The sequence below is a fragment of the Rugosimonospora acidiphila genome (assembly GCF_039543385.1).
In the GTDB taxonomy this organism is placed as follows: domain Bacteria; phylum Actinomycetota; class Actinomycetes; order Mycobacteriales; family Micromonosporaceae; genus Rugosimonospora; species Rugosimonospora acidiphila.
Window position 1 is genome coordinate 47925 of the sequence record NZ_BAABJQ010000020.1, and the last position, 11767, is coordinate 59691.

Consider the following 11767-nt stretch of genomic DNA (forward strand, 5'->3'; position numbering starts at 1 on the left):
CGGCACCGCCGAGGGCTCACCCCACGGGCTCGCGGTCACGGGTCGGTGCGCCGAACCACCGTCCCATCGCCGTCCGCAGCGTCCCCAGCTCCTCGGGGTCCGGATCGGGCGACGCCGACGCCCACGCCACATAGCAGTCGGGCCGCAGCAGCAGGGCGGTCGCCGGCACCAGTCCGGTCCCCGGGCGGGCCCTGACCACTTCTACCCGCTCCCGCCATCCGGCCGCCGTGGCCGCCGGCGATCCGCCATCGGTCAGATCCACCAGCAGCGGCCGCGCGCCGGTGGTCAGCTCCCCCAGCCGCACCGCCCCGCTCGAGGTGCGCAGCGCCAGATCCGGGGCGAACAGTCCGACCAGCGGGTGCGCGCCGGGCGCCGCGAGGTCGTACCGGACGTCCGTGCCGGCGATCAGGCCCGCGATGCGCGCGGCATTGGCCGGGTCCCGCAGCAGCTCCGCGAACAGTTCGCGCAGAGCGGTGACCTCGCTGCCGGGGGCGATCAGCGCGGACTGCGCCTGGGTCTGCATGACGACCCGCCGGGCCACCGGCACGCGCTCGGCCGCGTAGCTGTCCAGCAGGCCGGGCGGTGCCCAGCCGTGAATCTCGGCGGCCAGTTTCCAGCCGAGATTGATGGCGTCCTGCAGGCCGAGGTTGAGCCCGGGCCCGCCCATCGCCGAATGCACGTGGGCGGCGTCGCCGACCAGCAGCACCCGGCCGTCCCGGACCCGTTCGGCCAACCGGGTGTTGCCGCCGACCAGCCGGCGCAGCAGGTGCGGCCCGTCGCCGGTGGGCGCCTCGAGCGGCACGTCGACGCCGAGTACCCGGCGGATGCTGGCCCGCAGCTCGTCGAGGGTCATCGGCGTCTCGTCGCCGTCGGGTACGTCGAACTCGGTGGTGTTCACCAGCGGCGGCCGGCCCGGAAACTGCGCGAAGACGAACAGCCCGCGCTCGTTGCGGTGATGCATCCGGGCCGGGATGGTGCCGTACCCGGGCACGGTCAGCGCGCCGGTATCGGGGTCCACCCACTCGGCCGGCGGGTACGCGTGCGCGGCGCGGGAGACCCGCCGGTCCGTGGTGATTCCCGGAAAATCGATGCCGGACAGCTTGCGGGTGGCGCTGTGCCCGCCGTCCGCGCCGACGAGGTAGCGCGCCTGGAGCCGGTACTCCCCGTCCGGGCCCGCGACGGTGACGGCGACGGCGTCGTCGCCCCGCGACAGCGCGACGAGTTCGTGCCCCCACCGGAGCTCGACCCCGAGTTCGACGGCGCGCTCGGCCAGAACCCGGGTGAGGCGGGGCTGCGGCACCGGCAGCACCCGGATCGGGTTGTCCTCCAGCATGGTCAGGTCGAGGGGCAGCGCACCGAACATGTAGCCCGGCACCGGCTGGGGGGGTCCGGGGCTGCCGGCGAGCCGTTCGTACAGGCCCCGCCGGTCGAGCATCTCGACCACCTGGCCGACCAGTCCGTTGGCCTTGGGCTCGGCGCTCGGCTCGGCGAGGCGCTCCAGCACGATCGGCCGCACCCCGGCCAGGCTCAGTTCAAAGGCGAGCATGAGCCCGTTCGGGCCCCCGCCCGCGATGACGACATCGGCGATCACGGCGTTGTCCTTTCTCTGCGAGAGGCGAAGCTGGGCATGGCGGCCCGGCCCGGCCCGGAAACGGGTGGGCTCGACAGGGTGCGTCGGGCGCGCGCTACGGGACGGGAAGCCCCGCCGCGAGCTGGGTGAGCAGGTCGCGCATCAGCGGCGCGATGGCGGCGGGCGGATCCGTGCGCAGCCAATGGTTCATGGCCACGCCGATCGCCGCGCCGACCGCCGCCGCGACCAGTTGCGGGTAGAGGTCGTGCGCGGCGTCGGTCCCGGTGCGCTCCGCGATCGCCCTGGCCAGTTCGTCCTGCGCGGCCGCGTTGGCCTTGTGGAACTCGCCCTGCACGGTCGGTTCGCCGAGCATGAGCAGGATTCCCTCGGCCCAGTTCTGGCCGCGTGGGTGCTCCCCGCCGGCCGTCCGGCCCGGCCCGCCCTCCTGCCGCTCGGGCGCGAACTGGACCGGCACCGCGTTGGCGATGGCGTCCCACAACGGCTCCTCGGCGGGCCGGGCGCGCAGTTCGTCGGCGACCCGCAGCGCGCGGTCCAGGTGCCGGGCGACGATGGCCTCCGCCTTGTTGGCGAAGTAGTTGCGGAACGTGCGCAGCGAAACGTTTGCCTCGGCGGCGATGTCTTCCACCCGGACGTTGTCCACCCCGCGCTCGGCGGCGAGCCGGATCGCGGCCCAACTCAGCGCGGCACGGGTGGCCTGCTTCTTGCGCTCCCGCAGTCCGGTGCGTTCGCTCGCCTCGGTATCCACGCGAACCACGGTAAGCAATTTTTGCCCAAAGTGCAATGATGCCTAACAGGCAGGTTTTTGCGCTCCCGTCTCGCCGGGTCATTCGCGACGGGCGCGCGGTCAGGTCGGTCGGGCCCGCGGGTCAGGTCGGCCGGTCCAGCGACGGCCCCTCGGTCGGGCGGCCCGACACCGTCTGGATCCAGCTCAGGTTCTCGCTGAGGTCGGCGAGCCAGTCCGCGACCTGGACCAGGCACGCGTCCTCCGGCCGGCCCCCGCCCGCGGTGATGATGCCCGCCGCCCGTTCGGCGATCGCTTCGCCGGCCAGCGGGATGGTCACCGGCCGGGCGATCCTTCCGGTGGGCAGTTGCCGGGCGAGGTCCAAATACCCCGAGCGCAGCGCCCGCGCGATCTGCGTCAGCGCGGCCGTCGCCTCCGGCCACGACGCCAGCGCACCCACCTCGTCCCCGCGCAGCAGCAGCTCGGCACCGTGCAGGATGTGATGCCCCGCGACCATCGAGGCGTCCCAGTTGACGTGCGACATGCGCGCCTGCGGCCGCTCCAGGTAGTACAGGCACAGCGAGGCGTCCGCGAGGACGTACTCGGCGCGCGCCGCGGACAGCGTCCTCGGCTCCTCGACGCGGTACCGTTCACGGTCGCCGGCCACGACGGCCACGGTCTCCTCGATGAGGTCGGCACCGGCCCGAAGGTAGGAGCCGACCCGCCGGCGCAGTTCGCCACCGGCTCCCCGGGGCCACAGCAGCAGCCCCGCGGCGACGCCGATCGCGCCGCCGATGGCGACGTCGATGAGCCGGACCCGGGCCAGCCCCACGTTCGCCGGGGCGAGCTGGGCGAAGACGAGCGTGATCATGATAGTGAGCGCGGCCTGACCCCAGATCATGCCCAGCATCGGCACCACCGCGTAGGACAGCAGCGTGGCCCCCAGGAACTCGAACGAGAACGGCACCGGGCCGCTGGCGAACCTGAGCAGCACGCCGGTGATGACGGCGCCGATGACGGTGCCGAAGGCCGCCGAGACCAGCGTCGTGCGGGTATTGAAGGCGGACGTGCGCATCACGGTGAGGGTGCCGAGCAGCACCCAGAGGCCGTGCGACAGCCTCAGCTCCGCGGCGACCAGCCGCGCCGCGGCCAGCGCCACGGCCAGCCGCAGCGCGCCCTGGAAATACACCGAGCGCGGCGTCAGGTGCGCCCGCAGCTGCCGCCAGAACAGCGCGACGTCGTTGTGCCCCGCGTACCAGAACGCACCGGAGCCGCCGGGCCGCGACTCCCCTTCGAACCACGGCGGTTCGCCCAACGCGACGCCGACGGCCATGCCGACGCCCTCCACGTGCTCCCCGAGGGTGCGCAGGCTCGTCCACAGCCGCAGGCGGTGGAACTCCGACCGCTCGGGCGGCCCGCCGGTACCCGGTTCCAACTCGGGGACCCGCGGGTCGGGTTCGTCGCCCCCGGCCGGCCGCTGGCCGGTCAGCCGGCGGCTCGACCGCCGCATCGACTCCGCGTACCGGCGCATCCACCCGGCCATCGCGTCGTCCACGTGGTCCCGCAGCTCGGGCCGCGACCCGAACCGCCACACCTGTTCGGCGACCTCCCGGGTGGTCGCCGCGGCGTCACGCAGGCCGCGGTCGTGGCGGCTCGCCGAGGTCGGCCGCTCGGTCCGGCGGAAGCCGGCTATCCGCGTCACCTCGACGGCCCGCGCCGCCCGATCCCGCTGGCGCGCCAACTCCTCCCGGCCGCCAGGACGGCCGGCCAGCACGTTCCCGCACGCGTTCAGCAGGTCGGCGACGGCCGCCACGGCCTCGGCGAGGCGCCGCTCGTACGGCACGGGCGTGGGTTCGGGCCACAGCAGCACCTCCGCGGCGGCCACGAGCCCAACCCCGACCGTGGCGCCGATCAGCCGCGACGGCAGCGCGTTCGCGTGCTGCGCGGGGAAGACTGCCACGATGAAGAACAGCTGAAGGCCGGCGGCGAGCCCGACCAGGCGAGGTCCGCCGACCCCGAAGAAGGCCACCGAGAATCCGATGACGAGCGTCGCGGCGACCGCCCACAGGGTTCTGATGTCCAGCGCGGTCGCCAGGGACAGCAGGGCCCACGCCGCGGGGATCGCGGCGAGCAGGGCACGTGCCCGGCTGCTCGGCCGACCGGGCAACTCGATGAACAGCCCGGCGGAGATCACTCCGAAGACGACGTAGGTGGCGAGGATGGCGTCGTCGAGGCCGTACAGGCAGACGTAGTAGCCGGGCACCGTGACAATGGTCAGGCGGACGGACCGCAGAATGATCCGGTGGTCGGGATCCCGGCGTCTCAACCGGTTCACGATGCCGGCGCCGATCATGCCTGGCTCCCCTGTCTCGACCGACTGACCGGCCGGTGCGCCGCGCGGCGGGGCCCGGAATGCCGGCGCTGACCGGACGCCAAGGCGGTGACTCAGCCGAGCCGGCGCGGGTCCGGCGATGGCGCGGCCGGCACGGGCGCCGGCACAGCCGGTTCCGCCGGCGCGTGCGCGTGCGCGCCGGTGCGGTGGCTGTGGATGTACAGCCGCTGGCGTTCGCGCGGCGCGACCGTGTGCGGTTGCGGGGCCGGCAGCTCGTACCGCACCGGCCGCTGATGCTCCGCGTTCAGCCGCCGCGGGTCGTAGACCCGGGAGAACCGCCACAGCATCCTGGCGAAGTTGGTCTGCCCGTGCATCAGGTGGCGGGCGACCAGGCCGGCGGTCTGCGCCAGGGCCGCGACGCCGAGGTGCTTGCGGTTGATCACGGACTGGGTGCGCACCAATTCCCGGTAGAACTCGGGCAGCGGCAGCCGGGTCGGCATCACCGCATGCTGAATGTCGAACAGCCGGTAGTCGAACGTGGTCAGCTTGCGGGATTCGGTGTGCCAGATCTCGGTACCCGGGTAGGGGGTCATCACCGACAGATGCACGATCTCGGGTACGGACAGCGCCCACTCGCGCACCAGGCGGAACTGCTCGGTGTCCCACTGCGGGTCGACGATGAGGTTGATGGCGACCGTGAGGCCGAGGCTCCTGGCCCGCTCCAGCGCCAGCATGTTCTCGTCCGGGCTGATGCGCTTGCGGAACAGGTCCAGCCCCTCGGCGTCCAGCGCCTCCATGCCGAGGAAGACGTAGTTCAACCCGAGCCGCCGCCACCGGGCGAACACCTCGGTGTTGCGCAGCAGCACGTCGGCCCGGGTCTCCAGGTAGTACTGCTTGCGTACCCCGCGACGCTCCAGCTCGGCGGCGATGGCGTCGCCGTGCTCGGGCCGGATGAACGCGACATCGTCGACGATGAACACGCCGTGCTCCCGGATCCCGGCCAGCTCCTCCGCCGCGGCCGCCGCCGAGACCTTACGGTAGCTGCGGCCGTAGAAGGTCCAGGCCGAGCAGAAGGAGCAGTCCCAGGGGCAGCCCCGGGTGAACTCGATGGAGGCGGCGGGATCGAGCACACCGATGAAGTAGCGGTTGCGGCGGCGGATCAGATCGCGGGCCGGGCGTGGGGCGTCGATCGAGTCCAGCATGCGCGGCGGCGGTCCGCTGCCCTGCGGGGTGACGGCGCCGGGCGCCTCGTGGGCGGCCCCGTCGCGGGCGGCGGCGAGCAGAGCGACCGCGCCGGTCTCGCCCTCGCCCCGCACGATGGCGTCGATGGCGCCCTCGGACTGGGCCAGCACGTGCTCCGCGATGAAGGAGACCGAGTGCCCGCCCGCGAAGACGAACGGCGGCCGCCGCTGCCGCTTGAACCACCGCGCCAAGTCGATGACCTCGGGCACGTTGGCCAGGTAGTTCAGCCCGAACCCCACCACGTCCGGCTCGAAGTCGAGGAACTCCTTGGCCAGCTCCGGCTTGGTGTGGGTCTGCAGGTCGACGATGCGTACCCGGTGGCCCGCGTCCCGGATCGCGCCGGCCACCCGCTCAAGCCCCAGCGGCTCCAACCTGAGGAACAGTTCGGAGTACATCAGGACGCTCGGGTGTACCAGCAGAACCCGCATGTGACGCCACCCCGGTCATAACAAGAAGAATCCTCCTGTTGGCCAGGTTACTGGCCCGAGAGCCGCTTATCAGACGAAACCGGGTGAACCGCCCCGGAGTCCACGGCACGCCGGTTAGAGCCAGCTCACATCGGCAACATACGTACTAGTAGGTATGGTGGAGTCATGGCACCGCAACACGATGACGCCCGCGAGCGCCTGATCGAGGGCACCTGCGAGCTGCTGTGGGATCGCGGATACGTCGGGGTCAGCCCGGCGGCGATCCTGCGGCGGTCCGGAGTCGGACAGGGCAGCATGTACCACCATTTCAAGGGCAAGTCCGACCTTGTTCTGGAGGCCGAGCGGCGCAGCGCCGCGTTGATGCAGGAAGAGTTCACGGCCATCTTCGCGGCCGACACGACGGCGTTCGCGCGGATCTCCGCCTACCTGCTCCGGGAGCGCGAGGTCCTTCGCGGGTGCCGGGTCGGACGGTTGGTGGCCGACCCCGACGTGGTGGTCGACGATCAGCTCCGCGAACCGGTCCGCGAGACCTTCGCGCTGCTGCACCGGTTCCTGGCCGAGGCCATCGAGGAGGGCCGGGCGGCCGGCGAGTTCGCCGCGTCGCTCGACGCCGACGAGACCGCCGATACGCTCGCGGCCGTCATCCAGGGCGGATATGCCCTGTCCCGGGCCGAGCAGTCGGTCGCACCCTACGAGCGGGCCGTCCGGGGCGCCCTGGCGCTGCTGCGCGCGAGCGCGCCGGAGTCCTCGGCGCGCACCGACCACTAACCAACGCCGTCCGGCGCCGGCCGCCGGTGCCGCCCCGAGGAGGGATCGCCGGCCGTCGCGCTGGACGGCCGTTCTCGCACGACACTTCCCGACCGGCCCGGTACTGACGCCGCCACCGGGGCGCTGCGAACTACCGGCGCCGTCGGGCGCTGCGACCGACCGGCGCGGTCCCGCCATGCCCGCGCGCCCGAGCCACGCCCGAGCCACGGTCGCCGGCCGGACGACGCGCGCGGCGACGCGTTCACGAATCACACCATCCACCGCACAGACCAGTGCGGCCGTCACCGGACCGCAGAGCGAGGAGATTGATCGATGTCAGTCAATGTGTCGGGCGGTGGGGCGCTCACCCGGGCGGCGGGGTCGAGGACCGACGCCGGTGACCGAGTCCCGGACCGCGCCGAGGCGCCGGGTGACCATCGGCCGGCCCGCCGGCGATCCCTGGGGTTTCTCGCCATCGGCCTGGTGCTGCTGGCGCTGAATCTCCGCCCCGGGGTGGTGGCGGTCTCGCCGCTGCTGGACACCATCCGCGCCGACACCGGCATGTCCACCTCGATGGCCGGGCTGCTCACCACGCTGCCGGTGCTGTGTTTCGGGCTGCTGGCCCCGATCGCGCCGCGCCTCGGGCGCCGCTTCGGCGTCAACCCCGTCCTGCTGGTCATGATGATGCTGCTGGCCGCCGGAACGGCCCTGCGGCTGCTGAGCCCGACCGCGACGCTGCTGATCGGCACCGTCGTCGTCGGGGCGGCGATCGCGGTGGCCAATGTGCTCCTGCCCGGCGTCATCAAGCAGGAGTTCCGGTCCCGGGTCGGGCTGATGTCCGGCGTCTACAGCATGTCGCTGTTCGGCGGCGCGGCGCTGGCCGCCGGGGCGACCCTGCCCATCGCGAACGCCACGAACCTCGGCTGGCGGCCCGCGCTGGGGATCTGGGGCCTGCTCGCCGTTCTGGCCACGCTCGTGTGGCTGCCGCAACTGCGGCACCGGCCGGCACGCGGCGGTGCGGGCACCGGCCCGGCCGCCGCCGGCGACGTCGCGGACCGGGTGGTACGGGGCATGTGGACGCACCCGGTGGCCTGGCTCGTGGCGTTCTACTTCGCGGCGCAGGCGCTGGTCTTCTACTCGTCGGCGGCCTGGCTGCCGACCATCCTGAGCAACGCGGGGATGTCTTCCGGGACGGCCGGCTGGATGCTGTCCTTCTCCAGCCTGACGGCCGTCGTCGGAGCGTTCTTCACCCCGATGCTGGCCGCCCGCAGGTTACGGCCCGGAGTGCTCGTGCTGTCGAGCGCGCTGCTGACCATGGTCGCCTTCGCCGGCCTGCTGGTGGCGCCGGGCAGCGACACCTACCTGTGGATGACTCTGATGGGGGTCGGGCAGGGCGCCGGCCTGAGCCTGTCGGTGCTGTTCATCGTGCTGCGTGCGCCGGACGCCCGGCACGCCGCGCAACTGTCGAGCATGGCGCAGTGCTCGGGGTACATCCTGTCGGCCGTCGGCCCGCTGGCCCTGGGCGCGCTGCACCAGGCGACCGGCGGTTGGGCGCTGCCGCTGGCGGTGCTCATCGTCCTCGGCGCGCCGACGGTGTTCTTCGGGCTCGGCGCGGCCCGCGAGCGGTACGCGTCCCACGAGGTGACCGCGACGGCGACTGGTCTGGGTCGTGGCGCGGCGTCGGACGCGTGAGCCAGACCGGTCGCTGGGGCCGCCCGGCGGCGATTCCGGGGGGTCGGGGGCGGGGCCGGCCGGCACCGTGAGGTGCGGCCGGCCCCGGGTCGTCGAACGTTGCTCAGCTCTGCGGGTAGCTGTAGTAGCCGCCGGCCAGGTCGACGATCAGATCGACCGCCGCCGGCCCGCCGTTGTAGAGGGTGATCGCGCCGTTGGAGGCCGGGGTGACGGCCATGTTCGCCACGGTCTGCCCGGCGGGATAGTCGAGGCTCGCCGTGACCGGGCGGGCCTTGCCGGTGGGGTACGCGGTGATGTATCCGGCCGCGGTGGCGTTGGTGGTGGTCAGGTTGACCTCGACGGAGGAGATCCCGGAGGACGCGGCGGCGCCGAAGTTGGCGGCGGTGGAGAGCACCAGTTGCTGATGGGGTTGCAGCTTCACGATCTGGCCGTTGTTGCCCAGCCCGGATCGGGTGTCCAACAGCCGGGTGGGCTTCGACGGCAGGAACACCGAGGACTGGCCGCCCTGGTTGTAGTAGCCGACGATGTCGGCGAGGAAGTTGGCCGTGCCGGGGCCGGAGTTGTAGAACACCAGCTTGCCGTCGGTCAGCGGCGCCACCACGAGGTTGGACGCGGTCTGCCCGGCCGCCCAGTCGATCGCGGAGACGCCGGGCCTGCTGCCACCGTCGTTGTAGACGGTCAGGAATCCCGCGGACCTGGTGTCCGTGGCCGCCACGCTCATGACCACCGCGGCGGCGTCGGCCGGCACCCCGTTCGTGCCGGCGACCTGCACGGTCACCGACCCGGCCGCCGGGACCGGCCCCTGCGCACCGCCCACCGTGGTCCTGGTGTCCAGCAGCCGCACCGGCCCGTCGGGCTGGTACGTGTCCGACGCCTGGCCGTGAACCTGCGCTCCGAGGCTGTCCACGATCAGGTCGACCGGGCCGCTGCTGTGGTTGTAGAAGTCGACGATCCCGTTGCCGCCGGCCAGCGCGACGGTGTGGTTGGCGACCGTCTGCCCGGCCGCGTAGTCCACGCTCGAGGTGGTCGGCGCGGTGGTCCCGTCGGGGTACACGGCGATGTATCCGGCCGCCGTCGGGTTGGTGACGGTGACGTTGACCAGCGCGGCCTCCACCCCGGTCGCGCCGGCGGTGAGCTGATCGAGCGAGAGCTTCACCACGCCGCCCGCCGGCACGCTGTCCACGCCGCTGGTGCGGCTGTCGTACACCCGCCGAGGATCATTCGGCCCGGGCAGGAAGCCGTCGCCCACGACCAGGGTGTCGAGGTCGGAGGAACTGCGGCCGAACACGTCGGTCTGGCTGACCCGCGCGGTGTAGGCGCCGGCGTGCGCGTACTCGTACCGCGCGTTGGTGTTCGTCGTCACGGGATCGGTGAAGGTGCCGTCCCCGAAGTTCAGCGTGGTGTCGCGCAGCTCCCACGGATCCGAGTTCGCGAAATTGAACTGCGCGACGCCCGGCAGGATGTTGAGCTTGCCGGGCGGCTGCTCGTACAAGACCCGGGAATCGGTGAGCGTCACCAGCGGCGCCACGGTGGTGCCCGCGGTGACCTGGTGCGTCACGGTTTCCCGTGCGCCGCCGGGGTCGGTCGCCGTCGTCGTCTCGGTGTACTGGCCGGACGTGGAGTACGTGTGGGTCACGGTGCCGCCCGAGGTGACCGGCACGCTGGCGCTGCCGTCGCCGAAGTCCACCGAGAAGCTGATCGGCTGGGACCAGCCGCTGGTCGCCGGCGAGGTGACCGTCACGCTCACGTCCACCGGCACGATCGCCTTGGGCTGCGCCGGCGTCATCGTGTCGGTCAGATGCATCGGGTCCTGCAGCTCGTACGCGCCCCGGTCGGGCGCCGGCGAACCGGTGCCGGTGTCGTCCACCAGCGGGTCGTCCGTGCGCGGGATGCCGAGGATGTCCGCGGTCAGCTGGCCCGGTGCGTTCGCGTCCCCGGAGTCGATCAGGGTCGAGTGCTCGGCCGGTGCCTGGGCGGGCGGCAACTCGTCGAGTTCGGTGTCGTGCGCCCCCTGCCCGGTGGCCGCCGAGAACGCCGCCGACGTCTGGTAGTCCACGCCGCGCCAGATGTCGTCGTAGGTGAACCCGTGGTACGAGTTGTAGTCGGTGTGCACATGGCTCACGGACGGGCTGTCGACGATCAGCCCGCCGATATCGAACTCGCACCCGCTGGTGGGGTTGGGCTCGCCCGTGCCGACGGCGTTGTTCTCCAGGGTGCCGGACGAACTGGCGACACGGATGCCGGAGGTGCACGCGGTGGCGATGGTGTTGCCGGTGACCGCGGTGTTGACCGCCTCATCGAGCCACACCGCCTCCGGCGCATAGGAGACGATGCGGTTGGTGGTCACCGTCGCCTGGGAGCCGGCGACGACCTGGACGCCGACGCCGTACAGGCCGGTGATCTGGCTTCTCGACAGGGTCACGCCCGACGAGCCGCCGAAGATGCTCACCCCGATGTTGTTCGCGGTCGGGCTGGCCACGGACCCGACGGCCACCCGGTCCACCGTCACGTTCGAGGAAGCGAAGACCTGGATCCCAAACTTGCCGCTCGGCGTCGTGACGCCGAGGTTGGACAGGATGACGTCGTGCACGCTGGACAGCAGCAGCCCTCCGGCCACCGTGGGCCGGACCGCACCGTAGCTGGTGAAGGTGATGGGCGCCCCGGTGTTGCCGGAGTGCGTGATGGTCGCCGACCCGTACGGCACCGCACCGCCGATCGCGACGGTCTGGCCGGCCACCACCTCGTTCGCGGCGGCCTGGATCGAGCAGTACGGCAGTTGTTGGCTGCCGTCACCGGAGTCGTCGCACCGCAGCCCGGCGTTCACGTAGAGGGTGTCGGGCGGCGCGGCGCTCGCCGACGCTGCCGGAATGACCAGGGCTCCGGCGGCCAACAGGATCGGGGCTAACGTCCCCAGGTGACGAGACGGGCGCACGGCTTCTCCTCGGTCCGCTCCGAAGGGCGGCCGGATCCCCGTGATACCCGCTCGTTCCCCCCGTGCCGGCGAATGTTACCGG

The 11767-nt window shown here is 72.5% G+C and carries 7 protein-coding genes; 2 read left to right on the plus strand and 5 right to left on the minus strand.

The features are described 5' to 3' along the window. Positions 1-16: 16 nt before the first annotated feature. The 4 genes from ABEA87_RS28290 to hpnR all read right to left on the minus strand — a co-directional run bounded on the left by ABEA87_RS28290 (position 17) and on the right by hpnR (position 6314). Positions 17-1591, minus strand: coding sequence for an FAD-dependent monooxygenase (locus ABEA87_RS28290; protein WP_345634688.1), 1575 nt, complete (start codon positions 1589-1591; stop codon positions 17-19). A 94-nt stretch (positions 1592-1685) separates the two neighbouring features. Beyond that, positions 1686-2336: an acyl-CoA-like ligand-binding transcription factor gene (locus tag ABEA87_RS28295; RefSeq protein ID WP_345634689.1), complete on the minus strand. Its 651-nt coding sequence runs from the start codon at positions 2334-2336 to the stop codon at positions 1686-1688. A 121-nt stretch (positions 2337-2457) separates the two neighbouring features. After that, positions 2458-4665, minus strand: coding sequence for an FUSC family protein (locus ABEA87_RS28300; RefSeq protein ID WP_345634690.1), 2208 nt, complete (start codon positions 4663-4665; stop codon positions 2458-2460). A gap of 92 nt (positions 4666-4757) precedes the next feature. Continuing rightward, a complete protein-coding gene (gene hpnR, locus ABEA87_RS28305; protein WP_345634692.1) occupies positions 4758-6314 on the minus strand; it encodes a hopanoid C-3 methylase HpnR in 1557 nt (518 codons plus the stop codon). 165 nt (positions 6315-6479) lie between these two features. Between hpnR and ABEA87_RS28310 the strand changes: the two genes are divergently transcribed. Further along, a complete protein-coding gene (locus tag ABEA87_RS28310) occupies positions 6480-7082 on the plus strand; it encodes a TetR/AcrR family transcriptional regulator (protein WP_345634694.1) in 603 nt (200 codons plus the stop codon). A 312-nt stretch (positions 7083-7394) separates the two neighbouring features. Next, positions 7395-8753: a CynX/NimT family MFS transporter gene (locus tag ABEA87_RS28315; RefSeq protein WP_345634696.1), complete on the plus strand. Its 1359-nt coding sequence runs from the start codon at positions 7395-7397 to the stop codon at positions 8751-8753. A gap of 103 nt (positions 8754-8856) precedes the next feature. On the opposite strand, the gene ABEA87_RS28320 is transcribed toward ABEA87_RS28315, so the two are convergent. Continuing rightward, positions 8857-11685 carry a PKD domain-containing protein gene (locus tag ABEA87_RS28320; RefSeq protein ID WP_345634698.1) on the minus strand — a complete coding sequence of 943 codons (2829 nt, stop codon included), beginning with the start codon at positions 11683-11685 and terminating at the stop codon, positions 8857-8859. Between the last annotated feature and the right edge of the window lie 82 nt (positions 11686-11767).

What these genes read in the sequence shown, in the direction of transcription:
- ABEA87_RS28300 (WP_345634690.1), bottom strand. Translation starts at nt 4,665, where the DNA reads ATGATCGGCGCCGGCATCGTGAACCGGTTGAGACGCCGGGATCCCGAC.
- hpnR (WP_345634692.1), bottom strand. Translation starts at nt 6,314, where the DNA reads ATGCGGGTTCTGCTGGTACACCCGAGCGTCCTGATGTACTCCGAACTG.
- ABEA87_RS28310 (WP_345634694.1), top strand. Translation starts at nt 6,480, where the DNA reads ATGGCACCGCAACACGATGACGCCCGCGAGCGCCTGATCGAGGGCACC.
- ABEA87_RS28315 (WP_345634696.1), top strand. Translation starts at nt 7,395, where the DNA reads ATGTCAGTCAATGTGTCGGGCGGTGGGGCGCTCACCCGGGCGGCGGGG.